The sequence below is a fragment of the Phenylobacterium sp. genome (assembly GCF_035569475.1).
Lineage (GTDB): Bacteria > Pseudomonadota > Alphaproteobacteria > Caulobacterales > Caulobacteraceae > Phenylobacterium.
Window position 1 is genome coordinate 1 of sequence record NZ_DATMNA010000011.1, and the last position, 26491, is coordinate 26491.

Genomic DNA, 26491 nt, shown 5'->3' on the forward strand with positions numbered 1-26491 from the left:
CTGGGCGAGACCTTCGTGCCGGTGCGCGTGCGCCTGACGCTGGCCCTGCTGCTGGCGCTAATCCTGCTTCCCGTCGTGGGCTCGACCGTGCCGGTGATCCCCGGCGATATGAGCGGCGTCGGCTTCGCGGTGATCAAGGAGACCGCCATCGGCCTGATCATCGGCGCGATCCTGCGGTTCTTCATGTCCTCCCTGGCCGCGGCCGGCGAGATCATCTCGATCCAGACCACCCTGGGGTTCGCCCAGACCGCCAACCCGACCCAGGCGGCCCCGTCCACGACGATCGGCACCTTCCTGGGCCTGCTGGGCCTGGTGCTGATCATGAGCACCAATCTGCACCACATGTTCCTGTCGGCGATCGTGCGCTCCTACACGATCTTCCCGTTCACGCGGACGATCCCGGTGGCCGACGCCAACACCCTGGCGATCCAGACGGTGTCGAAGTCCTTCGCGCTCGGGCTACAGCTCGCCGCGCCGGTGGTGGCCTTCTCGCTGATCTTCAACGTCGCGGTCGGGCTGGTCGGGCGCGTCATGCCGCAGTTCCAGATCTTCTTCGTGGCCTCGCCGCTGATGGTCCTGCTGGGCCTGTCGATCTTCGCCACGAGCCTGGGGTTGATGGGGATGGTGTGGCTCGACCACTACCGCGACCTGATCGCGATGTTCGGCTAGTCCCATGAGCGACGCGCCATGAGCGACACGAACGACGCCACCTCGAAAACAGAAGAGCCGACACCGCGCAAACTCCAGCAGGCGCGCGAGCGCGGCGAGGTGGTCAAGACGCCGGACCTGCCCACCATGGCCTCGCTGGCCGCGGCGGCGACCGTCGTGGCCCTGGGCGGCGGCTATCTCTCGCGCAACCTGGTGACCGCGCTGACGCCCTTCCTGGCCTCGCCGGACGCCATGAGTCTTGAGGGCCACGGCGGGATGCAGATCATGCGCGCCGCGCTGATGGCGGCGGTCCCGGCGGTCGGCGCGGTGATCCTGGCGGCCTGCGCCGCCGGCGTCGCCGGAAATCTCGTCCAGACCGGTTTCGTGTTCAGCCCTGAGCGATTGGCCTTCGACCCGCAGAAGTTCTCGCCGGTGGCGGGCTTCAAGCGGATCTTCGGCATCGACGGCTTCGTGCAGTTCCTGAAGTCGCTGCTGAAGGTCTTTCTGACCGGGCTCCTGGCCTGGTGGGTGCTCAACCCGCACCTGAAGGAGATGGAGAACCTGGCCAGCGTGGACCCGATCGCCATGCTGGGCTTCGCCGCCGACATCCTGCGCCGGCTCGTCTTCGCGGTGGCGGTGTTCCTGACGGTGGTCGCCGGCGGCGACTGGTTCTGGCAACGCCAGCGGTTCATGAACAAGATGAAGATGACCAAGGAGGAGCTGAAGGAGGACTTCAAGCAGTCCGAAGGCGACCCTCACATCAAGGCCAAGCAGAGGCAGATGCGTAACGCGCGCGCCAAGCGCCGGATGATGGCCGAGGTGGCCAAGGCCACGGTGGTGGTCATGAACCCGACCCACTACGCCGTGGCGCTGAAGTACGACGCCAGCGAGACGCCCGCGCCGATGTGCGTCGCCAAGGGCCTGGACAGCCTGGCCCTGAAGATCAGGGAGATCGCCGAGGCCGCCGGCGTGCCGGTGATCGAGGACCCGCCCCTGGCCCGCGCCCTCTATGCCGCGGTAGACATCGACGAGATCATCCCGCCGGCCCACTATGAGGCCGTCGCCAAGATCATCGGCTTCATCCTGAGCGCCGGGCGCAAGGTGGCCGCGCGGTCGCTGCGCGGCGGCGGCCTGTAACGCGACCCTGCCTGTGAGAGAATGCACGTGACCGATTCGCTGGGCGCCATCGCCCGAGGCCCCTCGCGGGCTCAGCAGGAGGCGCCGTCGCTGGCCATGGCCGAGCCGCAGGTCCGCAAAGGCCGCAAGGGCTGGTTCGAGCCGTTGACCGTCGCCGCCGTGGTCTTCTTCCTCATGGCCGTGGCCTTCGCCGCGGCGCCGGCGATGAATGCAGGCCCCACGACGCTCGCGGGCCTGCTGCTGCTGATCGGCCTGGCCGGCGTGGCCTGCCTGGGCCTCTTCGTGCTGCGCGGTCCAGCCGACGCGCCCGCCGAGGCCGAACCGGGCGCCGAGCAACTGGTCGACGCGCTCAGCGAGCCTGCGGCCATCGCGGCTCCGGACGGCCGGGTCCACGCCGCCAACGCCGCCTGGAAGTCCATCATCGGCACGGCGACCCGGCTGCCCAAGTCCGGGGCCTCGGCCTCCAGCCTGTTCGCGGCGCTCACCGCCGCACGGCGGGGCGAGACCGCCCAGGCCGCGATCAAGGCCGGGGGCGCGGAGCATTCGGCCCTGGTCTCGCCGCTCGGCGCGCGGCGCTTCCTGGTGCGCCTGAACGGGCCCGGCGCCGGCGCGCTCGCCCTGCCGTCCGCGGCGCTCGAGGTGCTGGCCGCCTTCTCCGGCGCAGCCCCGCCGCCGCCCAGGGTGCTGGACGCCTTCGCCGCCGCCTCGCCGTTCGGCGCGGCCCTGCTGGAGGGCGACGACCCGTTCGAGGCGCTGATCGTGGAGGCCAATCCGGCGCTCAAGGCCGTGGCCGGCGGCGGCGAGAAGGGCCAGGCCTTCGGCGAGCTCATCGACCCCGCCAGCCGGGCCGACGCCGCCCTGAAGCTCAGCGCCGGCCAGGGCTCCGGCGCCCCGCTCGAGGTACGCCTGGCGTACGACCCGGCGCGGATCGCCCACCTGTACCTGTCCAAGAACAACGGCGGCTTCGTCGCCTACCTGGTCGACGTCTCCGAGCAGAAGCAGATCGAGCTGCAGCTCGCCCAGAGCCAGAAGATGCAGGCCATCGGCCAGCTCGCCGGGGGCGTGGCCCACGACTTCAACAACCTCCTGACCGCCATCTTCATGCAGCTCGACGTGCTGGCCACGCGCCACCCCGTGGGCGATCCCTCCTACGAGGGCCTGAACGAGATCAAGCAGACCTCGACGCGGGCGGCCGACCTGGTGCGCAAGCTGCTGGCCTTTTCGCGCAAGCAGACCGTGCAGCGCGAGATCCTCGACCTGGGCGAACTGATCAGCGAGTTCGAGGTGCTGCTGCGCCGGGTGCTCTACGAGGACGTCAAGCTGACCACCGACTACGGCCGCAACCTGCCGCAGGTGCGCGCCGACCGAAGCCAACTGGAAACCGCGGTGATGAACCTGGCGGTCAACGCCCGCGACAGCGTCCGCGCCCACGGCGGCGGCTCGGTCAAGATCCGCACGGCCCGCGTGACCCAGGAAGAGGCCCAGGCGATGGGCTATCCGAACGCCCAGGGCGACCAGGCGCTGATCGAGGTCAGCGACGACGGCCCGGGCATCCCGCCGGCGGTGATGGACAAGATCTTCGATCCCTTCTTCACCACCAAGCCGGTGGGCGAGGGGACCGGCCTGGGTCTGGCCACCGTCTACGGCATCGTCAAGCAGTCGGACGGCTGGATCGCGGTGGACTCCAAGCCGGGCGAGGGCGCGGCCTTCCGCATCTTCCTGCCGGTGCACGTGCCGGTGGCGGGCGTCGCGCCGCCGCCCGTCGCCCAGGCCCCCAAGCGGCCGGTGGCGCGCGACCTTTCCGGCGCGGGCCGGATCCTGTTCGTCGAGGACGAGGACGCCGTGCGCGGGGTGGCCGCCAAGCTCCTGCGCGCCCGCGGCTACGAGGTGATCGAGGCCGCCAGCGGCGAGGAGGCCCTGGAGCTGGCCGAGGCCCATGCCGGGACCATCGACCTGATGATCTCCGACGTGGTGATGCCCGGCATGCAGGGCCCGGACCTGTTGAAACAGGCGCGCGGCTACCTGGGCGCGGCGCCGGTGATGTTCATCTCCGGCTATGCGGAGAGCGAGTTCTCGGATCTGCTTGAGGGCGAGGCCAATGTCTCGTTCCTGCCCAAGCCGATCGACATCAAGACCCTGGCCGAGCGGGTGAAACAGGAGCTGCAGAAGGCGGCCTGACGGCCGAGCTTGCCTTCCGGGGGCGGGGCCGCCAAACATCGGTCGACCCTTCCGCCAGTCCGAAAGCCCGCCGTGCCGCCTGTCGATCCACAAGTCCCCGAGCCCCAGACGACGCTGACCGCCGCCCAGGTGTGGGATCGTGCCGTGGCCGCCCACAACGCGGGCCGGCTGCAGGAGGCCGAGCGCTACTATTCAGCCCTGCAGACCTCGATACCGACCACGGTCACGGCGGTGAATCTGGGCCTCCTGCTAGAGGACGGCCGGCGCTGGGCGGAGGCCGAGGCCGCCTACCGCGACGCGCTCCGGCTCGATCCCGCCGATCCGCCTGCGCAGCGCCAGCTCGCCTTCCTGCTGCTGCGCCTGGGCCGTTACGCCGAGGCCTGGCCCTACTACGAAGCCCGCATGGTCAAGCCGGGCCACAACCGCAAGCCGCCCCTGAGCTTCCCGGAGTGGCAGGGCCAGGCGGTGGGCAGCCTGCTGATCTGGCACGAGCAGGGCCTGGGCGATCAGATCCAGTACGCCCGCTACGTCGGCCCGCTCCGGGCGCGCGGGATCAGGGTGACGCTGATGTGCCATCCGGCGTTGAAGCGGCTGTTCGCGTCGCTGGATTGCGAGGTCATCGCCGCCGAGGGACCGGTCCAGATCCCGACCCACGACGCCTGGGTGCTCTCGGCCTCCCTGCCGTGGCGGATGGGCACGACGCTCGAGACCATTCCGCCGGCGCCCTACCTCACCGGCCGCGAGGGCGGGTCGGGCGTGGGCCTGATCACCCGCGGCGCGCCGAGCCACCCGGACGACCACAACCGCTCGATGTCCGAGGAGGCCTCCGCCGGCCTGGCCGCCCTGCCGGGCGTGAGGCGGCTGGAACGCGAGGCCACCGGCGCGCGCGACATGGAGGAGACCGCCGAGATCGTCCGCGGCCTGGAGCGGGTGATCACCGTCGACACCGCCGTGGCGCACCTGGCCGGCGCCATGGGCAAGCCCTGCTGGCTGATGCTGCCCTACAAGGGCGACTGGCGCTGGCTGACCGATCGCACCGACAGCCCCTGGTATCCTTCGATGCGGATCTTCCGCCAGCCGGCGCCCGGCGACTGGGCGAGCGTGGTGGCGGAGGTGCGCGCGGCGGTGGGGCAGGCGGCGTGACCTCGGCGGGCGCCTCGGCCCAGTCTGCTGCCGACTGGCCGGCGCTCGCCTATGACGACTGGGCCGACACCGCGGCCACCCTGCACATGTGGACCCAGGTCGTGGGCAAGGTGCGGATGGCCATGACTCCGCCGGTGAACCACTGGTGGCACGTGCCGCTCTACGTCAGCGCCCGTGGGCTCACCACCTCGCCGATCCCGCTGGACGGCCGCACCTTCGAGATCGTCTTCGACTTCCTGGACCAGCGCCTGCGGCTGGCCTGCAGCGATGGCCACGAGGAGAGCTTCGCCCTGGCGCCGATGACGGTGGCGGCCTTCTACCGCCAGGTGATGGACGCGCTGGAGCGCCTGGGCGCGCGGCCGCGGATCTGGACGACGCCCTGCGAGGTGGAAAACCCGATCCCCTTCGAGGCGGACGAGACGCACCATGCCTATGACGGCGCGGCCGCCCAGCGGTTCTGGCGGGTGCTGGTCCAGGCCGACCGAACGATGAAGGCGTTCCGGGCCCGCTTCCTCGGCAAGGCGAGCCCGGTGCACTTCTTCTGGGGCAGCTTCGACCTGGCGGAGACCCGCTTCTCCGGCCGCCGCGCGCCGCCGCACCCGGGCTCGCCGCTGGCGCCGGCCTCGGTCAGCGTCGAGGCCTATTCCCACGAGGAATCGAGCTGCGGCTTCTGGCCGGGCGCGCCGGGCGTGGCGCCCATGTTCTACGCCTACGCCTATCCCGAGCCGGCCGGTTTCAAGGACGCCCCGGTCCGCCCGGCCGCGGCCCACTGGGACACGGGCCTCGGCGAGTTCGTGCTGGCCTACGACGCCGTGCGGACCGCCGCCGATCCGGACGCGGCGCTGATGGACTTCTTCCAGTCGACCTATGAGGCGGCCGCCGACCTGGCCCACTGGCCGCGCGCCGAGTTGGAGCGATCATGAGCGAGCCCATCCCCGTCAAGCCGCGCCTGCCGCTTTCCGCCTGGATCGCCCTGGCCGCCGGGGCGACGGCGGTCGGGGCGCTCGCCGTGGGCGCGGTCTCCATCGGGGCGGTGGCGATCGGGGCGCTGACCGCGGGCAAGGTGCGGATCAAGCGGCTGGAGATCGACGAGCTCCACGTCCGCCGCATCGTCCGGCTCGGCGACGACGGGCGGGAAGACTCCTAAGCGCGGCCAGGGCCGCTGACGGGCGAAGAGCCCGTCGCCGCATTCGCCCCGTTGCCGACCTTCGGCGATTGCGATTTGATCGCTCGCGGCAAGGCGGGGGAAAGAGAAATGCCACGACGAGGTCACGAGCTGCGCATCGCGTGCGCGGCCCTTTTTGCAACCCTCGGCCTGTCCTGCGCCGCCATGGCGGAGCCGACCAAACCTCTTACGCCGGACTCCGCGGTCACCGACTATTGCGCCGCTTGGAGCGTCGGCGATCGGGGGGCTCGCGATCGCCTGCTCACGCGGGTCTGGGCGGCGGACGGAGTCTACAGCGACCCTGAGCCGACCCTCGCGAAGGGCCGCGCAGCGCTTAGCGACGTCATAGCCAATTTCCAGCGTCACTATCCGGGCGCGCACTTCCGGCGCAGCGCGCCGCAGATGCACCACCGGGCGATGCGGGTGACATGGCTTCTGCTCGCGCCCGACGGGTCGCAGGTGACCCATGGGGTGGACATCTACGACATGGCCCGCGATGGCCGCATCCAACGCATCGTCGGGTTCTTCGGCGAGCCCCCGTCGGTCACGCCCCCTTTCCCGGCCAAGGCTTCGGCGGGGGCGCAGGGTGGGGCCGCCCAGCTCGTCGGAACCTGGCGCCTGGTTTCGGCGACCGAGCGCATGAAGGATGGAACAGAGCGGCCCGATCCCAATGTGGGTGCGCTGGGCCGGGGCTATATCGTCTACACCGCAACGGGCCAGGTCTGCGCGATGTTGGGCGACAGCCAGCGGTCGCGTTGGGCGGTCGCCGACCAGCCGTCCGCGGCGGAGGCCAGCGCCATTCCCGAAAAGCTGGTCGCCTACTGCGGCGCCTATTCGGTCGATGAGGCTGGAGGCTTTGTGGTCCACCACGTCGAGATCGATCTTTCCCCGAATCGCACCGGAATCGACCGCAAGCGCTTCTTCACGATAACCGGAGACCGCCTCGTCCTGAGCGCCGCGCCCCCTCTGCCAGATGGGGTTCAAGCTTTGACCATCACCTGGGAACGTGTCCGTTGAGTGGAACACCGCGCCCCCGGTCACCCAAGCTCGATCCAGAGCTAAGCGGTCCGGCTGAGTGAAGGGCGCCCGCGGATCTGGAATGCGGCTCGCCGCCCTTACACCGCAAACCTGAACGCTGCGCCGTCGCGGACGACGTGGCCGGCGGTGGGCGCGGGGAAGTGGGTGCCGATCACCAGGACCGGCTGGTCGGCCCATTCGGCGAAGAGGCGCGCGCGGGTGCGCACGGCGGCCTCCTTGTCGTCGTCGCCGAACACCCAGTCGGGGTGCGCCATCTGGCAGGGGTGATGGAGCATGTCGCCGGTGATCGCCGCCCGCTCGCCCTCGGACTCGATCATCACGCTGACATGGCCCGGCGTATGACCGATGGAAGGCGTGAGCCGGATCTCCGGCGAGATCACGTGGTCCAGCTCCACCAGATCGACGAGGCCGGCGTCGAAGATCGGCGTGACGCTATCGCCCATCATCGCCTGCTGCTCTTCGTCGTCGTGGACGCTCCAGAACTCGTACTCGCGCCGACCGATGAGGTAGCGCGCCTTCGGGAAGGTCGGCGTCCACTTGCCGTTCTCGAGCATGGTGTTCCAGCCGACGTGGTCGACGTGCAGATGCGTGCACACCACGACGTCGACGGCGTCGCGCGACCAGCCCGCCTCGCCGAGATGCTGCAGGAACGGCGTCGCCAGGGGCTCGCCCCCGGTGATCTCGCGCGGCCGGTCGTTGCCGATGCAGGTGTCGACGACCAGCTTCAGCCCCGGCGCCTCGACCAGCAGCGCGTGGATGCTGAGCTTCAGGATGGCGTCGTCCTCGCTGACGAAGTGCGGATAGAGCCACGGCGACTTGCGCAGCGCCTCAGGCGTGGCCTGCGGCATGAATTTGGCCGGCACCGGCAAATCCATCTCGACGATGCGGGTGATCTTCACCCGGCCCACCTGCCAGCTCAGCATCGCGCTCACGCCCCCCCGCTGAATGTTTGACCCGACGGACGTTAGAGGCCCGCGGCTCAGGTTTCCATCCGGAAGGCGCCGGCGCCCGCCAAGTTTCACCCGCTTCGCCTCAGCCGCCGCTGGCCGACCCCGGCGAACACCTGCGCCGGACCCTAGGCGCCGTAGGGCGTCAGGTCGATGCCCGGATAGCGCAGGGCCACGTCGCTGAGGGTCTGGTCATTCCAGTAGGGGTCACCCGCCGGCGGCCAGCCGAAGAGGTCGCGCTGGCGGGGCGTCATGTTCACCATCGCCTCCTTCCAACCCGGATTGAGGGTCCGGTCCGGCCAGGCGAGCTTGCCTTGCCAGCGCCAGCCGCGCGGCTTGAAATCCACCGGCATGACGAACCGCGAGCGGCCGGGCGCCTTGAAGTTCGAGCCGCGGTGGAAGACGTCGGTCTTGTAGATCAGGATCGAACCGGCCGGCCCGGTCACCGCCACCTCGTCGTCGAAGAAGTCGCCCATCTGCGTCTGGGTGATCCCCAACGGGATATGGCGGGTCTTCTCCAGCGGCACGGCCTTGGTCGGCCCGTCCAGCTCGGTGACGTCCGACAGCAGGATGAAGCAGGTCATCTGCGGCATCGACTGGTCGGCGCGCGGCACGACGATGGTGTGGTTCTCGTAGTCGCGGTGGTGATGCTGGTCGTAATCGATGGCGCCTGAGTACTTCGCCCAGAGTTCGATCTTGTAGCAGTCGATCTCGGTGGTCTGGAGGAACCGCTCGGCCGCGTCGATCAGGTCCGGATAGACCGGGACCCGGTTCAGCCCCCAGGACGGGTAGGGGAAGAAGCGCAGGCCCGCGAACTGGCTGCGGGCGAATTTCGGATGGGCGTCGGGATCGGCGAAATAGGCTTCCGGGCGCGGGTAGATCTCCCACAGGGCGTCCTGCGCGGCGTTCAGGGTGTCCTTGTCCAGGAAGCCCTCGACCACGGTGAAGCCCCGGTCGAAGACCTCCGCCAAGTTCTCGTCGGGAATCCTCATGGCGCGAGTGAACCGCCGCGCGCCGCGCCGCGCAACCGGCTTGCCTCCGGCCCCCAGCCGCGCGAGCCTTGGGCCATTAGAACCAAAGGCATTTGGAGGACGCGTCATGAGTGAGCCCAGGATCAACCCCAATGGCCCGCTGAAGGGCCGAAACGCCCTGGTCACCGGCGCCAGCCGCGGCATCGGCGAGGCGATCGCGGCGCGCTTCGCCATGGAGGGCGCCAACGTCGTGGTCTCCGCCCGCACCGCCGAGGACGGCGAAAGCCGGCTGCCGGGCACGCTCCACGAAACCGTCGACCGCATCAGGCGGGCCGGCGGGAACGCCACCTTCATCAAGGCCGACCTCGCCCAGGCCGCCGAGCGCGAGCGGCTGATCGAGGAGGCCGTGGCGGCCTATGGCCCGATCGACATCCTCGTGAACAACGCGGCGATCACCTACTTCATGCCGGTCGCCGATTTCCCCGAAAAGCGCTTCAAGCTGATGATGGAGGTGCAGGTCTATGCGCCCTTCCACCTGAGCCAGCTCGTCCTGCCGTCGATGCGCGAACGCAAGCAGGGCTGGATCGTCAACATCTCCTCCGGCGCGGGCCTGCACCCGAAGCTGCCGTACACGCGGCGCGGCGGCGGCACGGTCTATGGCATGTGCAAGGCCGCGCTGGAGCGCTTCACCACCGGCCTGGCGTCGGAGGTCTATGACGACAACATCGCCGTGAACGTGGTCTCCCCGGGCCTGGTCGACACCCCCGGCGTCGCGGTCCACGGCCTGATCAACGAGGCCACCAAGGACCGGGTGCAGCCGATCAAGTATATCGCCGAGGCGGTCTACCGCCTGGCCTCGGGCGACCCGAAGACCCTGACCGGCACGATCAACTACGCCGAGCCGTTCCTCAAGGAGCAGAAGGTCGAACCCGCGGAACTGGTCTGAGCCGGAAAGCTGATGCGCCATGATTGAGCAGACGATCGACATCCCCACCAAGCACGGGGCGACCACCACCTTCATCGTCCATCCGGAGCGGGACGGGCCGCATCCGGTGGTGCTGTTCTTCATGGACGCGCCGGCGATCCGCGAGGAGTTGCGGGACATGGCCCGGCGCATCGCCGCGGCCGGCTATTATGTGATGCTGCCCAACCTCTACTATCGCAAAGGGGTGCTGGAGCTGAAGGACCTGCCGCCGCTGCCCGAGGCCGAGGCGCGGGCGCGGATGTTCGACCTGATGGGCTCTATCAGCATCCCGCTGATCATGGACGACGGGGACGCCCTCCTGGACTACGCCGACCGCGACCCGGCGGCCAGCCACGGCAAGATCGCCACCCTCGGCTACTGCATGAGCGGCCAGTACGCGATCAACTTCGCCGCACGCTATCCGGACCGGGTGGCGGCCGCGGCCTCGATCTACGGCGTGCAATTGGTCACCGACCAGGCCGACAGCCCGCACCTGGCCGCACAGAAGGCCAAGGGCGAACTCTATTTCGCCTGCGCCGAGCACGACAGCTATGCGCCGATGGAGATGGTCCAGACCCTGGACCAGACGGTGAAGTCCAAGAACCTCAACGCCGAGGTGGAGCTCTACGAGGGCGTCCACCACGGCTTCGCCTTCCCCCAGCGGGGCGCGGTGTTCGACAAGGCCGCTGCCGAGCGCCACTGGGAGCGGCTGTTCTCCCTGTGGAAGCGGCGCCTCAGCTAGGTTTTATGTTTCCTGGCCGACATATGATGAACCTCGGCTGAGCGGCGGCGTTCAGGGCGGGCTCAGACCGCGAGCGCTATTTGTGGTCGTGGATAAGGAGTCCAATCATGAGACGTCTGCTCACCGGCGCGCTTGCGCTCGCCCTTCTCACCGGCACGGCCGCCATGGCCCAGCCCGACCGCGGCGCCTACGATCAACAGCGCGGCGACCAGCAGCGCAGCGATCAGCAGCGCGGCGACCAACAGCACGGCTATCAGCAGCCCGCCGATCAGCGGGGCGGGGGCCGCTACGGCCAGGGCCAGAACGGCGACGGCCACGGCCAGGACCAGCGTCACTGGGCCCGCGGCCAACGCATGCCCTCGACCTACTATCGCGACAGCAGCCGCTATGTGGACTACCGCGCCTATCACCTGAGCGCGCCGCGCCGCGGCTATCGCTGGGTGCGGACCGACGACAACAACTACGCGATGGTCGCGATTGCGACGGGCCTGATCGCCTCGATCGTGGCCGCCAACCACTAGCTGCGACCGCCGCAGCTCAAGTCCCTCCGCCGCTCGCGTGGCGGGGGGATTTTGCTATGCGCGCGGCGCCTGGGCCACGATCGGCGGGACCCAGCCGGGCTCCAGCGATTTCGCCGGGTGCGAGGCGGTCACCATGCCCATGAAGGTGGGCCAGAGCTCGTAGCCCAGCAGGGCCTGGGCGCGGGGCGACATGGCGCGGACGATCTCCTTGGGCACGGAGAGGAAGAAGTTCTCCTGCGGCCGGGCCCAGCCGGCGCAGTACTGGTTGGTGAAGGCCAGGCGCGGCTTGTCGGTGGTGTTGGCCCCGCCGCGGTGCAGCAGCTTGCCGGGGAAGACGAAGGCCGCGCCGGCGGCGATCTCCATGGGGACCAGGTATTTCTCCAGCCCGCCAGGCTCGGCGCGGCGGCGGGCGATGTCGTCCTCGCTCCAGAGGTGGCTGCCGGGGATCACTTCGGTCGCGCCGTTGGCGGCGGTGAAGGCGTCGATGGCTCCGATCACCGAATAGCCTACCGCGGGGCTCGAGCGGGGCTGGCGGTAGAAGCCGTCGTCGGTGTGGATGCCCTGCGCCGTCTCACCGGGCATCAGGTTGATGGCGTGGGTCGCCGAGAGCAGGAAGGCGCCCTCCAGGAAGCGGCTGAGCAGGGCCATGAGCCGCGGCTCGGTGGCCAGGTCCTCGAACACCTTGGCGCGCGCGACCAGGGTGTAGACCCGCTCGGTCTCGAAGCCCTCGAAGTCGTTGCGGCCGCGGTGGCTGCCGAGGAAGGGCGCCAGGCGGGCGCGGAATTCGGCGATCGCGTCGGCGTCCATGAAGTCGGCGATGACGGTGAAGCCCTGCTCGCGGATCTCAGCCGCGTGGGTGTCGGCGTCGAAACTGGCGGTCGGTTTGTCCATGCACAGGGCCTCCCACGCCTATTGTACCACGCCCTTTTCCAGCCGGTGGAGCACGCCGCGCGCCGCCGCCACGCCGGTGGCGAAGCTCGCCTGCAGCAGGTAGCCGCCGGTCGGGGCCTCCCAGTCCAGCATTTCGCCGGCCACGAAGACGCCGGGCCGCGCGGTGAGCATCAGGTCCTGGTCCACGGCCTGGAAGGCGACGCCGCCGGCGGTGGAGATGGCGCGCTCGACGGGCCTCATGCCGGTCAGGGTCAGGGGCGCGCCCTTTATCGCCTGGGCCAGGGCCGCTGGGTCGGAGGGTAGGTCCTTGCCGTGCGCCTCGCGCAGGATGTTGGTCTCCAGCGGGGTCAGGTGGAGCGCCTTGCGCAGGCGGTTGGCGGCGCTCTGGTGGGCGGGCTGCTGCGCCAGCTTGGCCGCCAGCGCCTCGGCCCGGGCGTCCGGCCGCAAGTCGATCCAGAGCTTCGCCGAGCCCTGGGCCTCGATGGCGTCGCGCAGGGCGGCCGAGAGCGCATAGACCGCGCCGCCCTCCAGCCCATGGCGGGTGACCATCGCCTCGCCGCGCACCCGCACCCGACCGAAGGTCAGCGCGACGCCCTTGAGCGGCTCCCCGGCGAAGCGGTCGCGGACCATGTCGCTCCAGGCCACGTCGAAGCCGGCGTTGGCGGGCTTCAGCGGGCTCACGGCCACGCCCGCCTGCGCCAGGACGCCCGCCCAGTCGCCGGTCGAGCCCAGCTTCGGCCAGCTCGCGCCGCCCAGGGCCAGGATCGCGGCGTCGGGCTTCACGGCGGCCTCGCCGCCCGGCGTCCGGAAGCGCAAGGCGCCGTCGGCGTCCCAGCCGGTCCAGTCGTGGCGCGGGCGAATCTCGACGCCCAGGCCCCGCAGCCGCGCGAGCCAGGCCCGCAGCAGGGGTGACGCCTTCAACGCCTTCGGAAACATGCGCCCCGAGGACCCCACGAAGGTCTCCTGGCCCAGGGCCTCGGCCCAGTCGATCAGCGCCCGCGGCGGAAAAGCCTCGACCAGCGGGCCCAGCCGCCCGGCCGCCTCGCCATAGCGGGCCAGGAAGGCCTCGAGCGGCTCGGAATGGGTGAGGTTCAGCCCGCCGCGCCCGGCCATCAGGAACTTGCGCCCCACCGAGGCCATGCGGTCGTAGACGGTGACCGCGCAGCCGCCCTCGGCCAGCACCTGCGCCGCCATCAGGCCGGCGGGCCCGGCCCCGATGACGGCGACGGCGCTCATCGGCTAAGTACCGGCCATGGCGAGCAGGGCGGCGAGGCCCACGGTCATGCCATGCACGCTCTCCGGCTTGGCCACGTCGATCCATTCGTCCAGGGCGTGGGCGCGGCCGCCGGTCCCGCCGGAGCCGATCGTCACGGCTGGGATACCCAGGCTGATCGGGATGTTGGAGTCCGTGGAGCTGGCGCCCAGTTCGGGCGTGTAGCCCAGCGCGCGCACCGCCGCGGCGGTGGTCCTGACGATGGGCGCGTCCTGGCTGGTCGCCCCGGTGGGCCGCTCGCCGATCAGCTTGGGCGTCACGGTGACCTTGCCGAAGCGGGTGTCGCGGGCGGCGTTCTCGTGGGCCTCGGCCTCTTTCAGGATGGCCAGGAAGCGGGCGTCGAGCTTGGCCAGTTCCTCCTTGCTCTCCGAGCGCATGTCGACCTCCAGGGTCACGTCGGCGGGGATCGAGTTGACGCTGACGCCGCCGCTCACGACGCTGGCCGAATAGGTGGTCTTGGGCTGGGTCGGGACCTTGATCTCGTAGAGCTGGTCGACGGCGCGGCCCATGGCGGCCATCGGGTTGACGATGCCGAAGGCGCCGAAGCTGTGGCCGCCCGGCCCGTGGAAGGCCACGCGGTAGCGACGCGAGCCCACCGCGCCATAGGTCACCCGGGCGGCCTCCAGCCCGTCCATGGAGAAGAACGCCTTGATGCGGTCCTTGTACTTCCCCTTGCCGAACAGGTAGCGCATGCCGCGCAGGTCGCCGGGGCCTTCCTCGCCCACGTCGCCGACGAAGAGGATGTCGGTCTTGGTCTGGATCTTGGCCGCGTCCAGGGCGCGGATGTAGGCCAGCACGACGGCCAGGCTGCGGCTGTCGTCGCCGACGCCCGGCGCGTTGAGCCGGGTCCCCTCGCGGCGGACCTTCACGTTGGTCCCTTCCGGGAAGACGGTGTCCTGGTGGGCGGCCAGCACCACCACCGGGCCGCCGGCGGGGCCGGTCCCGCGGCGCAGGCCCATGACATTGCCCTCCGGGTCCATCTCCACGTCGCTCAGGCCCTCGGCCTTGAGCATGGCCATGAAGGCCTTGCCCTTGGCGGCTTCCTTGAAGGGCGGGGCGGCGATCTCGGTCAGGGTGACGATGTCGGCGACCGTGCGGTCATGCTCGCGGTCGAGGGTCGCGGCCGCCGTCTTGAACGCCGGGCTGGCGACGATCTTCTGGACGGCGGCGTCCGCCGGGTCCGGCTTGGGCGCGGCGGCGGCGAGGCCAAGGGCGGCGATGGCGCAGAAAGCGATGGTTGCGGAACGAGCGGCAGGCATGGAACGGCGGACCCCCAGACAATGGAGGGTCCGGCATAGCCCACCGGCCGCGGCGCCGCAGCCTGGATTTTTCCGCCGGCCCGCGCTCAGCGGCAGGCCGCGGCCGCCAAGCGCGCGGGGCGTCCGCCGCTCAGGTCCTCGCCGGTGGGCGCCGGCACGCTCGCCTGGCCGGTCATTCCGGTCCACAGGGCCTGGTTGAACCGCGGCGTGTCGAGATGGTCCTCGACCTCGAAGTTCAGGCCCGCCATGGCGTTCGCCCAGTACTGGGCGCTGCGCAGGGGCCGGCAGAGGCCCAGGTCGCCGGCGTCGGCGGTCTTGCCGGGCAGGGGGAGGTCGGTGGTGCGCAGCGCCGCGGGGACTTCGGCGCGATAGCTCCACGTGGCCTGCTTGAGGTCGAACAGCTCGGTCATCGGCCGCGCCAGGGCGTCGTTCATGGCCATCGGCTTCAGGTCCAGCACCGCCTCGATGGTGCGCACGAAATTCACCGTCGTGTAGGGCTGCGACAGCACCGCGTGCTGGCGCACATAGGGGCCGGCCATCAGGGCCAGGGTGCGCCGCGAACTGACGTGGTCGGGCCCGTCCTGGGCGTCGTCCTCGATGACGAAGACCAGGGTGTCCTTGGCGAACCGGCTCTCCGCCAGGGCCTGCACGACCAGCCCCACCGCATAGTCGTTGTCGGCGAGTTCGGTCTCGACCGTGTCGACGCGGTCCACGCCCTTGCCGAAATTGCCGGTGTGGTCGTGGGGCAGGCGCAGCAGGGTCAGGTTGGGCAGGGTTCCCTTGGCCTCATAGCCGCGGAACTCCCGCTTCCACTCCTGCACGCGCCAGTAGTCCGGGAACCCCTGGTCGAAGCCGCGGAAGTAGACGTCGGAGAGCTTCGCCAGCTCCGGCTTGGTGGCGATGAACACCGGCAGCCGCTTGGCGTAGGGATCGCGCTCGGCCGGAATGCGGTCGACGGCCTCGGCGTCATAGCGCGAGAGGTCGCCGTAGAAGCCGTAGTTGCGGACGCTGAGGCCTTTGCGCAACGCGGCGTTCCAGACGTAGCCCTGGCCTTCCTGGCCCTCCGGACCGTCCGGCGCGGCGACGTCGGCGGAGCCCGGCAGGACGTCCTCGTCGTCGGGAGTCGCCGCCTTGGCCGCCTTGCGCGCCTTGGGATCGGCGATGCCGACGTTGACGTTGCGGTTCTCGCCTTCCTGGTCGTACTGCAGCCCGCGCTTGGCGTAGTTCACCGGCGCCTCGCGCTCGGTGAAGTCGGTGGTCCGCGCCGCCGTGGTCCAGTTCCAGCCGGTGTTGGAGCTCTCGCCGGAGGCGAACAGGCGGTCCAGCGTCACGAACTGGCGCGCGATCGCGTGCTGGTTGGGGGTCATGGCGCGCGGGAAGATCGCCAGCTTCGGATCGCCGTCCCCGACCTCGAGATCGCCCAGGATCTGGTCGTAGGTGCGGTTCTCCTTGACGATGAAGATGACGTGCTTGATGCGCGCCCGCACCGCGGCCATCAGCGCCGCATCCTGGGCGGCGGCGGGGTCGGGCGCGAAGCCGACATTGACCGCCACCTGATGGGTCAGCCGCTTCAGCTCGGCGCCGTCCGGCGCGGGCAGGGCCAGGAACCCGGCCTTCTCAAGCTGCCAGCCATAGGTGTTGGTGGCCCGGCAGGCGGCCGAGTCCTTGGGGTCGATGCTGAGCGTGTTGCGGCACCAGCCCGGATTGGGGCCCGGATCGGACTTGCCGTTGACCACGTAGAGCCGCCCGCCGGCCGCGGCGACGCCGGTGGGATACCAGCCTGTGGGGATCAGGCCGGCGACCCGCGAGGCGGCCTTGCCGGCGCCCAGGGTGACCACGGCCACGGCGTTCTCGCCGCCGTTCGAGACGTAGAGCCGGCGGCCGTCGGGCGACAGGGCGAGCGCGTTGCTGTTGGCGCCGCCCTCGAAGCGCTTGCCGGCCATCAGGGCGGCGGTGGCCACGGTGGGCGTGCGCGACAGGATCCGGCCGCTGGCCGGGTCGATGGCGGCGACGCCGTCGGTGTTGCCGAGGGCTGCGTAGAGCCGCCGCCCGCCGGGCGCGGCGAGCAGGGCGTTCGGCTGGCCGGTGGTGCGGATGCGCCGCGTGACGGTCAGCTCGGAGCCGCGGACCGCGAGGCCCACGATCTCGCGGTCCCGCTCGGCGGTGACGAAGGCCTGGCGCGGCCCGGTCCAGGCGATGGCGCGCGGGAAGCCGCCGCCCGGCTGGCCGTGGCGGGCGGGATCGTTCTTGCCGGGGCGCAGATCGCGCTCGGTCACGACCTGGCCGCCGGCGAGGTCGATCAGGCTGACCGAATCGTTCTGCAGGTTGGCGGCCAGCAGGAAGCGGCCGTCCGGGCTGACGGCGATGCCGGCGGCCTCGGGCTTCACCTTCACCCCCAGCCCGGCCGCGTGGCCCAGGGGGAAGCTGCGGGCGGGCCGATACCCCTGGGCGCCGGCCTGGTACTCCAGCACCGCGTCGTCGACGCCGGCGGAAACGTAGAACCGCTCGCCCGACGGCGCCCAGGCGATGCCGAGGAAGGTGTTGGGGATCTGCAGCACCTGGCGCTTCACCGGCGCAGCGCCCGAGACGTCGAAGACGAAGACGTACTCGTTGCTGAGCGCCGGGACCTGCTTGCCGTCGGCCCCGGCGTTGCGGTTGTAGCCGCTGGTGAGGATCAGCAGGGTGCGCCGGTCGGGGGACAGGGCGACGGCGGAGGCCTGGCCCGCGGTGAAGGCGGGCAGGCCCGGCAGGTCGGGGTTCAGGCTCTGGAACAGGGCGCCCTGCGCCGCCTGCGGCGTCAGATGCTGGCCGGTCGGCAGGATGCCGCCGGGCGCGGCGTCGACCAGATGGGCGGTGAGTCCGGCGAACAGCCCGACGGCGAGGGAGAGCAGGGGACGCTTAGTCATTCTCAGGCGACCCTGGCCGGGATAGATGACATCTGTGAGACGCATGGTCGGGGAGGCCTCCAGGAAATTCGTTTGGCGGCGCCGGCGGCTTGCCGTCCCGCCGCGACCGACCTTAAGCCTGACTGTAACAAAGATAACCGGGAGTCGAGCCCTTGCTGAGCCGCCGCCAAGCCCTCCTTTGCGCGGGCGCCACCCTGGGAGTCGCGGCCGGCGCCCGCGCCCAGCCCGTCGGCGCCGCGGCGCAGTTGACCAAGGCGCTGGACGACCTGTTCGCCCAGGCCCTGGCGGAGAGCCCGGAGCTCTCGACCGAACTCGGCCTCGACACCGGCGGCAAGCCTCCGAAGTTCAAACTGCACGACGCCTCGATCGCCGAGCTGGACCGCGCGCGCCGCGAGACCGCCGAGAACCTGGTCCGCTTCCGCGCCATCGACCGCAAGGCGCTGACCGGCATGGCGGCGGTGAACTACGACTGCGTGGTCTACGAGCTGGAGACCACCGACAGGGCCAACAGGCGCTTCGTCTACGGCCACGAAGGCGCGGGCTCGCCCTATGTGCTGAGCCAGTTGAACGGGGCCTACGCCAGCGCGCCGGACTTCCTGGACAGCCAGCACACCATTGAGGTCCGCGCCGACTGCGAGGCCTATGTCTCGCGCCTGGGGGAACTGGCCCGGGTGATGGACCAGGAGTGCGAGCGCGTGCGCCGCGACGTGGGCCTGGGCGTGATCCCGCCGGACTTCGCGCTGGCCCAGGCGCTGAACCAGATGAAGGTGCTGCACGCGCCCGCGGCCAACTCGACCCTGGTCAACTCCCTGGCCGACCGGGCCAGGGCCAAGGGCATCGACGGCGACTGGCGGGCCCAGGCGACAGCCGTCTACGAGACCAAGGTGCTGCCCGCGCTGGAGCGCCAGATGGCCCTGCTGCAGAGCCTGCAGCCCAAGGCCGTGCACGACGCCGGCGTCTGGCGCCTGCCGGACGGCGAGGCCTACTACGCCGCGGCCCTCCAGGCGCGGACCACCACCACCATGACCCCGGCCGAGGTGCACAAGACGGGCCTCGACGTGACCCGCGAGCTCTCGGCCCGCGCCGAGGTGCTGTTCACGAAGATCGGCATGACCAAGGGCACGGTCGGCGAGCGCTACGCCGCGCTCTACAAGGATCCGAAGTTCCTCTATCCGAACACCGACGCCGGCAAGGCCAAGGAGATCGCCGACCTCAACCAGCTTGTCCAGCGGATGCAGGCCCGCCTTCCGGAATACTTCGGGGTCCTGCCGAAGACCCCACTGGAGATCCGCCGCATCCCTGCCAGCACCGAGGCCGGCGCCTCGACCCACTACACCAGCGGCAGCCTCGACGGGACGCGGCCGGGGATCTACTGGCTGAACCTGCGCGACACCGGCGAGGCGCCCTTCTGGGATATGCCGACGACCACCTTCCACGAAGGCATCCCCGGCCACCACCTGCAGATCACGCTCGCCCAGCAGGCCGAGCTGCCGCTGATCCGCAAGGTCCAGGGCTTCGGGGCCTACATCGAGGGCTGGGCGCTCTATTCCGAGCAGTTGGCGCAGGAGATGGGCTTCTACAAAGACGAGCCCGCCTGGGAGCTGGGCTATATCCACGACGCCCTGCTGCGGTCGGGCCGGCTGGTGGTCGACACCGGCATCCACGCGATGCGCTGGAGTCGCGAGAAGGCGGTGGCGACGCTGAGCGGGATCGAGGGCGATCCGCCCGCCTATTCCGGCCAGGAGATCGAGCGCTACGCCTGCAATCCGGGCCAGGCGTGCAGCTACATGGTGGGCAAGATCACCATCCTGCGGCTGCGCGACAAGGCCAAGGCGGCCCTGGGCCCGCGCTTCGACATCCGCTCGTTCCACGACACCCTGCTGGCGGCCGGCTCCATGCCGCTGACCGTGCTCGGCAATGTGGTCGACGGCTACATCGCCACGCATAGGGCCTAATCCAGAACTTCAGTATTGTCTCTCGGGGGATTGAAAAAATGAACCAATTCGACCGTCGCGGCTTCCTTGCCAGTTCGGCGGGCGCGGCCTTGCTGACCGCCGCGCCCGCCCTGGCCCAGGGCGGGTCCGAGGACGCCAAGCTGCGGGCCATGCTCGACCGGATGTTCGAGGCGCAGGTGGACGAAAGTCCGCGGCGGGCCACCTCGCTCGGCCTCGACAAGGGCAAGCGCGCGGCCCTGAAATCGCAGCTCGACGACAACTCGCTCGAAGCCCGCGCCCAGCGCCTGGAGCGCACCCGCGCCCGGATGAAGGAGCTGCTCACCGTCGACCGGACGAAGCTCTCGCCGGCCTCGAAGGTCGATTACGACGTGGTGCTCTACGGCCAGGAACAGTCGGTCCGCAACGGCGACAAGTGGAAGTTCGGCGACACCGGCGGCAACTTCCGGCCCTACGTCATCAGCCAGCAGTCGGGCGCCTACCAGGAGATCCCGGACTTCCTCGACAGCGCCCACAAGGTGGCCGACACCGACGACGCCGAGGCCTATCTGTCGCGCCTCAGCGCCTTCGCGCGGGTCATGGATCAGGATCTGGACCGCCAGCGGCACGACGTGGCCCTCGGCGCGATCCCGCCCACCTTCGTCTGCGACCTCTCGATCGGCCAGATGAAGGCGCTGCGCGACCAGCCGGCCGGCAAGACCATCCTGGTCGCTTCCATCGTCCGGAAGGCCAAGGCCGCCAACCTCGCCGGCGACTGGGACGGCCGCGCGACCAAGATCGTCGAGGGCGAGGTGTTCCCCGCGCTCGACCGCCAGATCGCCGCCATGACCGCGCTCAAGGCCCGGACCAAGGGCGACACCGGCGCCTGGGCGCTTCCCAACGGCCAAGCCTACTACGCCGACGCGGTGAAGGCCTCGACCACCACCGACTACACGCCCGAACAGGTCCACCAGCTCGGCCGTGACCAGGTGGCGGAGATCGGCGGGCGGCTGGACGCGATCCTGAAGAAGCAGGGCCTGACCCAGGGCACGGTGGGGGCGCGGCTGGTGGCGCTGAACAACCGCCCCGACCAGGTGTTCGCCAACACCGACGACGGCCGCGCCCAGATCCTGAAGCTGCTCAACGAGCACATCGTCGAGGTCTACAAGCGGCTGCCGGGCGCCTTCCGCACCCTGCCGAAGGCCAAGGTCGAGGTGCGCCGCGTGCCGGTGTTCATCCAGGACGGCGCGGCCAACGGCTACTACAATTCCGCGTCCCTCGACGGCTCGCGGCCGGCGGCCTTCTACATCAACCTGAAAGAGACCTCGGACTGGCCGAAGTACAATCTCTGGACGCTCGCGCACCACGAGACCATTCCCGGCCACCATCTGCAGATCGCCCTGTCGCAGGAATCCACCCAGATCCCGATCATCCGGCGCACCGGCGGCGGCTTCTCGGCCTTCACCGAGGGCTGGGCGCTCTACGCCGAGCAGCTTGCGCAGGAGCTGGGCGCCAACGACTTCGATCCCCTGGGCGAGGCGGGCTATCTGCAGTCGCTGCTGTTCCGCGCCGCGCGCCTGGTCACCGACACCGGCATCCACGCCAAGCGGTGGACCCGCGAGCAGGCGACCCAGTACATGGTCGACACCATCGGCAACACCAAGACCCGCGCCCAGCGCGAGGTGGAGCGCTACTTCGCCGGCCCCGGCCAGGCCAACAGCTACAAGGTGGGCCACACGGTCTGGGTGAAGGTGCGCGACGAGGCCAAGGCCAAGCTGGGCCCGAAGTTCGACCTGAAGGCCTACCACGATGCGGTGCTGCTCTCCGGGGCCATGCCGCTGACCGTGTTGCAGCGCCACGTGTCGGAGTGGATCGCCACCCAGGCCTAACCGGCTAGAACCAGCCGGCCGCCTTCAGCCTGGCGGCGTAGGTGCGGCTCACCGGGGCGGTGAGCCCGCCGGCCAGGCGCATTTCGCCGCGGCCGCGTCGCCAGCGCACGCCTTCGATGGCGTCGGCCGCCGCCCACCAGGAGCGGTGCACCTGGAACCCCGGCGCTCCGGCCAGGTCGGCGAGGGCGTCGGCGAAGCGCAGGGTGATCAACTCGTCGCCGGCGTCGGTGTGGACCCGCAGGTAGTGGTCGTCGGCCTCGACGGCGATCAGCCGGGCCTCTCGCCGCCGGGCCGAGAGGCGCTGGCGGAAGGCCGTGTCGCCGCCGGGCCGCGGCGCAGGGGCGGCGTCGCCCGGCTCGGGCCGCCGCGCGATGAGCTGGCGCACGCCCATCACGGCGGCGCTGATCATCAGCACCTGCCAGGCGAGATCGGTGAACAGCCGGGAACCCGAGGACGGGCCGAACGCCCAGCGGGACGCGAACCAGACCAGCACACACACGCCCGGCGTCATGACGACCGAGGAAAAGGCCCAGCGCAGCCAGGGGTTGGCGAAGCGCCGGCCACCCGCCTCGTCGACCGCCACGCCGATCACTCCGCCGCCGACGATCACGCCGGGCCAATAGAGGAAGCGCACCAGCGGGTGGGCGGTGATGCTCCCGAACGGGCCAAGCGCGGCCAGGAAAAGGCCGGCCGCGACCATCAGGATCGCGTCCCGCGCCAGGGATTTCCGGTCGGCGAAGGCGGGAATCGGTCGAGTCACGGGGCGATCTTGCCATGCGTGGCGCAAGGCGCCGTCCCCGTTCGCGCAGAAAGGGCGCCGTTCGCGGTGACCTCGCCGGCTCCGCCTCGCGCCTCGCGCAGAAATTGCGCCGTTTGCGAGGTCGCGTCTCCCGCACGCCGGCCAGCCATGGCATTTCCAAGCCAAGCAATCGGAGGTTCCCGTGAATCCTTACGTTTCCAAAGGCTTGTGGTGGCTGGTCGCGGTGTCCAGCGTGTTGATCGCGCTGGTGTCCTACCGCTATTTCGTCCCGGCGATCCCGGTGCCGTCGAACCTCGCCGCCAACCTGATGGCGCGGCCCTGGCTCGTGGTCCACGCGGGTCTCGCCGCGACCGCGCTCATCACCGGGCCCTGGCAGTTCATCCCGCGTCTTCGCGCCCGCCGGCCCCGCGTTCACCGGATCCTGGGCCGGGTCTATGTCTTCTGCTGCCTCGTCGGTGGCGGCGCGGGCCTGCTGCTGGCCAGCGGAACCTCGGCGGGCCCGATCGCCCGCGCCGGCTTCGGCCTGCTGGCGATCGTCTGGATCGGCATCAACGCCAACGCTTTCCGGCTGGCGCTGGCCGGCCGCTACGCCGAGCACCGCGAATGGATGATCCGCTCCTTCGTGCTCACCTTCGGCGCGGTGACGTTGCGGATCTACCTGCCGGCCGCCCAGGCCATGGGAATCGAGTTCATGACGGCCTACCGCGCCATTTCCTGGCTGGCGTGGGTTCCCAACCTGCTCCTCGCGGAGTTGTATCTGCGCTGGCCTGCGGGCCGCCGCCCGGCGACCGCAGCCGCGTGAGCGGTCGAGCCCACTGACATGATGCTGTCAGCAGGCCCCGCGCAGGGTGCATCCGGGACGGCCGACCTGGCCGAAGGACGAGGAGCGAGACGATGTCCAAAGACCTGATCTTCTATACGAACCCGCAGTCGCGCGGCCGGATCGTGCGCTGGATGCTGGAGGAGGTCGGCGCGCCCTATCGCACCGAGGTCCTGGGCTATGCGGACTCGATGAAGGCGGCGGCCTATCTGGCGATCAACCCGATGGGCAAGGTGCCGGCGATCAAGCACGGCGACACGGTGGTGACCGAGGGCGCGGCGATCTGCGCCTATCTGGCCGACGCCTTCCCCGAGGCGGGACTGGCGCCACCGCCGGCCGAACGGGGCGACTACTATCGCTGGCTGTTCTTCGCCGCCGGGCCGCTGGAGCAGGCCTGGACCTACAAGAGCTTCGGCTTCGAGCCGAACGGCGACCAGCGCCGTCAGGCCGGGTTCGGCTGCCTGGAGGACGTGATCAACGCCCTCGATGGCGCGCTGAAGGACAGCGACTACCTGGCCGGCGGCCGGTTCAGCGCGGCGGACGTGTTCACCGCCGCGGGCCTCGGCTTCGGGATGCAGTTCGGCCTGCTGCCGAAGCTGCCGTCCTTCGAGCGCTACGTCGGCAAGCATTCCTCGCGGCCCGCGGCGATCCGCGCGCGTGAGATCGACGACGGCCTGATCGCCGCCGCCCAGGCCCAGCCGCAGCCGGCCTAGGCCTTCGGCTCGATCAGGTCCCAGCGGTTGCCGTAGAGGTCCTCGAAGACCGCGACCGCGCCGTAGGGCTCGTATCGCGGCGGCTCGAGGAAGCGGACGCCGGCCGCGCTCATCCGGGCGTGGTCGGCGGCGAAGTCGTCGGTCTCCAGAAACAGGAACACGCGTCCGGCCGCCTGATCGCCGACCCGCGCGGTCTGGGCCTCGCCCGCCGCCCTGGCCAGCAGGAGGCCCGCGCCGCCGCCGGCCGGGCGCACGACCACCCAGCGCTTGCCGGCGCCCTGGTCGGTGTCGGCGGCCAGCTCGAAGCCGACCTTGCCGACATAGAAGGCGATGGCCTCGTCGTAGTCGCGGACCAGGAGGGCGGTGAGGGTCTGTCGAAGCGGCATGGCGAGGTCCTAGAGGCTGGCGGCGATAGCGCGGATCAGGTCGCGCATCCAGGCCATGGCCGGTTCGGCCAGCCGTTCCCGCAGGTACAGGAGGCTGACATCCACCGACGGGCTTTCGTAGGGCGGGTCGATCAGCTTCACCCGGCCGCCCTGGGCCGACAGCAGGGCCAGGCGGCGGGGGATCAGCGTCGCCATGTCGGTGCGGCTGGCGACGGCCAGGGCGGTGTAGGTGTCGGGCACCGAGACGCCCACCCGGCGCGTCAGGCCGCGCGACGCCAGCGCCGCCTCGAAAGCGCCGGCGTCCTCCCAGCTCGCCCGGCTGACGAAGGCGCGGCGCTCGCCGCCGTCCTCGAGCAGGCCGGGCAGGCTGCGCGCGATCACCACATGGGGCACGGAGACGAGTGTCCGAAGATCGATGCGTTCGCCCTGGAACAGGGGATGGGCGGTGCGCACCACCCAGACCAGCTCTTCGGTCAGGATGGTCTCGCGGGCGAAGCGTTCGGGGGCGGCGAGCACGCTTCCGACCATGAAGTCCAGGCGCCGGGCGTCCATGCGCTCCAGGACGTCGTTGGCCAGCTCGGCGATCAGCAGCTCGCAGTGGGGCGCGACCTCGGCGAGGCGGCCGGCCAGGGGCGGGGCGAGGATGGCGCCGGCATAGGCCCCGGCGACCACGGCGAAGCGCCGCTCGCTGGTGGCGGGGTCGAAGTCGGAGGGCGCCAGGGCGGCCTGGAGCTGGTTCAGGGCCGCGTGCACCTGCGGCCCCATCTCCACGGCCCGCGGCGTTGGCTGCATGCCGGCGGGACCCCGGATGAACAGTTCGTCGTTCAACATGTAGCGCAGGCGATTCAGCGCATGGCTCACGGCCGACTGGGTGAGGCCGAGCCGGGCGCCGGTGCGCGTCACGCTTCGCTCCTCCAGCAGGACGTCCAGGACGCGCAGCAGGTTGAGGTCGAGGCTCATGGGCCGGATATTATGAACAGTGCTCATATCTCGCGTGACAACATATCATTTGGATCATCGGGCGAGCAGTCCTATTTCAGGTTTCGACGGGAATCGCAGGCGCGGCCAGGGAAGGCCAGCGTCCGATGTCCCTTTGCGTCATTTCCGAGTGAAAAGGGGCTCGCGTGAGCGAACCTGAAGTCATCCCGCTTCGCGGCAACGCCGATGTCGATCCCAAGGCCAAGCCCAGCTTCATGCAACGCTGGCGCTGGCCGCTGATCATCGGCGGGCCGCTGCTGATCGCCGCGATCGTGATCTATTTCGTCGTCACCGGCGGCAAGACCCAGACCACCGACGACGCCTATGTGCAGATCGCCAAGGCGCCGGTCGCCCCGTCGATCGCCGGGCGGGTGACCGACATCTACGTCCATGAGAACGAGTTCGTGAAGCGCGGCCAGTTGCTGTTCCGGCTCGACACCCGCGACATGCAGGCCAGCGCCGAGGCCGCCGCCGCCCAGGTGGCCAACGCCGCGCTGCAGGTGGGCGCGCTGCGCGCCAGCTATCAGCAGCAGCAGGCGATGGTGCAGGCCGCCAAGGACCAGCTCGCCTATGCGGTCACCGAGGCCGCGCGGACCAAGAACCTGGCCAACGCCGGCGTCGACTCCCAGGCCCAGGTCGACCAGGCGGCCCACGCCGTGCTGGCCGCCCGCCAGCAACTCGCCTCGGCCCAGCAGCAGGCGGCCCAGGTGCTGGCCAACCTCGCCGGCAATCCGAACCTCGCGCCGCAAGCCTCGCCGGCGGTCATGCAGGCCCAGGCCCAGCTCGACCGGGCCAAGCTGAACGTCGCCTACGGCACGGTGGTCGCGCCCGCCGACGGCATCGTGACCCGCGTCGACCAGATGCCGGTGGGCACCTATCTGAACGCCTCGCAGACCGGCTTCTGGCTGCTGTCCGGCGAGCCGTGGATCGAGGCCAACTTCAAGGAAGACCAGCTCGCCCACATGAAGGTCGGCCAGCCGGTGGAGATCAAGATCGACGCCTATCCCGAAGGGCTGAAGGGCCATGTGGCCAGCTTCTCGCCCGGCACCGGCCAGGCCTTCTCGGCGCTCCCGGCCCAGAACGCCACCGGCAACTGGGTGAAGGTCGTCCAGCGCCTGCCGGTCAGGATCGCCTTCGACAAGCCGCCGCCGGACATGGCGGGCCGCGCGGGCCTTTCCGCCAAGGTGACCGTCGACGTCCGCGCGCCCGGCGCCCGCTAGGGCCTGACGGC

At 70.5% G+C, this 26491-nt stretch carries 24 protein-coding genes; 15 read left to right on the plus strand and 9 right to left on the minus strand.

The genetic code is table 11. The features are described 5' to 3' along the window. The 7 genes from fliR to VNW53_RS01260 all read left to right on the plus strand — a co-directional run. Positions 1-669: flagellar biosynthetic protein FliR (fliR, locus tag VNW53_RS01230; RefSeq protein WP_325553060.1), on the plus strand; the 669-nt coding region annotated here is incomplete at its 5' end. An 18-nt stretch (positions 670-687) separates the two neighbouring features. Further along, a complete protein-coding gene (flhB, locus tag VNW53_RS01235) occupies positions 688-1785 on the plus strand; it encodes a flagellar biosynthesis protein FlhB (protein ID WP_325553061.1) in 1098 nt (365 codons plus the stop codon). 96 nt (positions 1786-1881) lie between these two features. Then, the gene (gene cckA / locus VNW53_RS01240; RefSeq protein ID WP_325553173.1) at positions 1882-3963 is read left to right on the plus strand and encodes a cell cycle histidine kinase CckA; all 2082 of its coding nucleotides are present in this window, start codon (positions 1882-1884) and stop codon (positions 3961-3963) included. A 144-nt stretch (positions 3964-4107) separates the two neighbouring features. After that, on the plus strand, positions 4108-5106 hold the full coding sequence (locus VNW53_RS01245; RefSeq protein WP_325553062.1) for a tetratricopeptide repeat-containing glycosyltransferase family protein: 999 nt from the start codon (positions 4108-4110) through the stop codon (positions 5104-5106). After that, positions 5103-6029 carry a DUF5996 family protein gene (locus VNW53_RS01250; RefSeq protein ID WP_325553063.1) on the plus strand — a complete coding sequence of 309 codons (927 nt, stop codon included), beginning with the start codon at positions 5103-5105 and terminating at the stop codon, positions 6027-6029. Before VNW53_RS01245 ends, VNW53_RS01250 begins: the two co-directional genes overlap by 4 nt. Further along, complete coding sequence (locus VNW53_RS01255) at positions 6026-6253, plus strand: hypothetical protein (RefSeq protein ID WP_325553064.1); 228 nt, start codon at positions 6026-6028, stop codon at positions 6251-6253. The genes VNW53_RS01250 and VNW53_RS01255 overlap by 4 nt, the downstream gene beginning before the upstream one ends. Positions 6254-6304: 51 nt before the next feature. Then, the gene (locus VNW53_RS01260) at positions 6305-7288 is read left to right on the plus strand and encodes a lipocalin-like domain-containing protein (protein ID WP_325553065.1); all 984 of its coding nucleotides are present in this window, start codon (positions 6305-6307) and stop codon (positions 7286-7288) included. A 98-nt stretch (positions 7289-7386) separates the two neighbouring features. Here the strand turns inward: VNW53_RS01260 and VNW53_RS01265 are convergent, their stop codons facing one another. Next, positions 7387-8232: an MBL fold metallo-hydrolase gene (locus tag VNW53_RS01265; RefSeq protein ID WP_325553175.1), complete on the minus strand. Its 846-nt coding sequence runs from the start codon at positions 8230-8232 to the stop codon at positions 7387-7389. 152 nt (positions 8233-8384) lie between these two features. Continuing rightward, complete coding sequence (locus tag VNW53_RS01270; protein WP_325553066.1) at positions 8385-9248, minus strand: phytanoyl-CoA dioxygenase family protein; 864 nt, start codon at positions 9246-9248, stop codon at positions 8385-8387. Positions 9249-9354: 106 nt separating this feature from the next. Between VNW53_RS01270 and VNW53_RS01275 the strand changes: the two genes are divergently transcribed. The 3 genes from VNW53_RS01275 to VNW53_RS01285 all read left to right on the plus strand — a co-directional run bounded on the left by VNW53_RS01275 (position 9355) and on the right by VNW53_RS01285 (position 11454). Next, complete coding sequence (locus VNW53_RS01275; RefSeq protein WP_325553068.1) at positions 9355-10173, plus strand: SDR family NAD(P)-dependent oxidoreductase; 819 nt, start codon at positions 9355-9357, stop codon at positions 10171-10173. Positions 10174-10192: 19 nt separating this feature from the next. Continuing rightward, positions 10193-10933, plus strand: coding sequence for a dienelactone hydrolase family protein (locus tag VNW53_RS01280; protein ID WP_325553069.1), 741 nt, complete (start codon positions 10193-10195; stop codon positions 10931-10933). Positions 10934-11040: 107 nt separating this feature from the next. Further along, the gene (locus VNW53_RS01285; RefSeq protein ID WP_325553070.1) at positions 11041-11454 is read left to right on the plus strand and encodes an RcnB family protein; all 414 of its coding nucleotides are present in this window, start codon (positions 11041-11043) and stop codon (positions 11452-11454) included. A 54-nt stretch (positions 11455-11508) separates the two neighbouring features. On the opposite strand, the gene VNW53_RS01290 is transcribed toward VNW53_RS01285, so the two are convergent. The 4 genes from VNW53_RS01290 to VNW53_RS01305 form a co-directional block, all read right to left on the minus strand. Next, positions 11509-12345 carry a phytanoyl-CoA dioxygenase family protein gene (locus VNW53_RS01290; protein ID WP_325553071.1) on the minus strand — a complete coding sequence of 279 codons (837 nt, stop codon included), beginning with the start codon at positions 12343-12345 and terminating at the stop codon, positions 11509-11511. A gap of 18 nt (positions 12346-12363) precedes the next feature. Continuing rightward, positions 12364-13581: a TIGR03862 family flavoprotein gene (locus tag VNW53_RS01295; protein ID WP_325553072.1), complete on the minus strand. Its 1218-nt coding sequence runs from the start codon at positions 13579-13581 to the stop codon at positions 12364-12366. Positions 13582-13584: 3 nt separating this feature from the next. Beyond that, positions 13585-14877, minus strand: coding sequence for a M20/M25/M40 family metallo-hydrolase (locus VNW53_RS01300; protein WP_325553073.1), 1293 nt, complete (start codon positions 14875-14877; stop codon positions 13585-13587). An 86-nt stretch (positions 14878-14963) separates the two neighbouring features. Further along, entirely contained in the window at positions 14964-17783 is a 2820-nt protein-coding gene (locus VNW53_RS01305; RefSeq protein WP_325553074.1) for a hypothetical protein, read from the minus strand. Between the two features lie 152 nt (positions 17784-17935). Between VNW53_RS01305 and VNW53_RS01310 the strand changes: the two genes are divergently transcribed. Next, complete coding sequence (locus tag VNW53_RS01310) at positions 17936-19738, plus strand: DUF885 domain-containing protein (RefSeq protein ID WP_325553075.1); 1803 nt, start codon at positions 17936-17938, stop codon at positions 19736-19738. A gap of 38 nt (positions 19739-19776) precedes the next feature. Further along, on the plus strand, positions 19777-21603 hold the full coding sequence (locus tag VNW53_RS01315; protein ID WP_325553076.1) for a DUF885 domain-containing protein: 1827 nt from the start codon (positions 19777-19779) through the stop codon (positions 21601-21603). 4 nt (positions 21604-21607) lie between these two features. Here the strand turns inward: VNW53_RS01315 and VNW53_RS01320 are convergent, their stop codons facing one another. Continuing rightward, on the minus strand, positions 21608-22363 hold the full coding sequence (locus VNW53_RS01320; protein ID WP_325553077.1) for a LytTR family DNA-binding domain-containing protein: 756 nt from the start codon (positions 22361-22363) through the stop codon (positions 21608-21610). Positions 22364-22544: 181 nt separating this feature from the next. On the opposite strand from VNW53_RS01320, the gene VNW53_RS01325 reads away from it, so the two are divergent. Both VNW53_RS01325 and VNW53_RS01330 read left to right on the plus strand, forming a co-directional pair. Beyond that, entirely contained in the window at positions 22545-23165 is a 621-nt protein-coding gene (locus VNW53_RS01325; protein WP_325553079.1) for a DUF2306 domain-containing protein, read from the plus strand. Positions 23166-23257: 92 nt separating this feature from the next. Further along, positions 23258-23896: a glutathione S-transferase family protein gene (locus tag VNW53_RS01330; RefSeq protein WP_325553080.1), complete on the plus strand. Its 639-nt coding sequence runs from the start codon at positions 23258-23260 to the stop codon at positions 23894-23896. Here VNW53_RS01330 and VNW53_RS01335 read toward each other — a convergent pair. Both VNW53_RS01335 and VNW53_RS01340 read right to left on the minus strand, forming a co-directional pair. Next, entirely contained in the window at positions 23893-24282 is a 390-nt protein-coding gene (locus VNW53_RS01335; protein WP_325553082.1) for a VOC family protein, read from the minus strand. The two genes, VNW53_RS01330 and VNW53_RS01335, sit on opposite strands and share 4 nt — an antisense overlap. Before the next feature lie 9 nt (positions 24283-24291). Beyond that, positions 24292-25242, minus strand: a complete 951-nt coding sequence (locus tag VNW53_RS01340) for a LysR family transcriptional regulator (protein WP_325553083.1) — start codon at positions 25240-25242, stop codon at positions 24292-24294. A gap of 164 nt (positions 25243-25406) precedes the next feature. Between VNW53_RS01340 and VNW53_RS01345 the strand changes: the two genes are divergently transcribed. Then, complete coding sequence (locus VNW53_RS01345; RefSeq protein WP_325553084.1) at positions 25407-26480, plus strand: HlyD family secretion protein; 1074 nt, start codon at positions 25407-25409, stop codon at positions 26478-26480. The last annotated feature ends 11 nt before the right edge of the window (positions 26481-26491 follow it).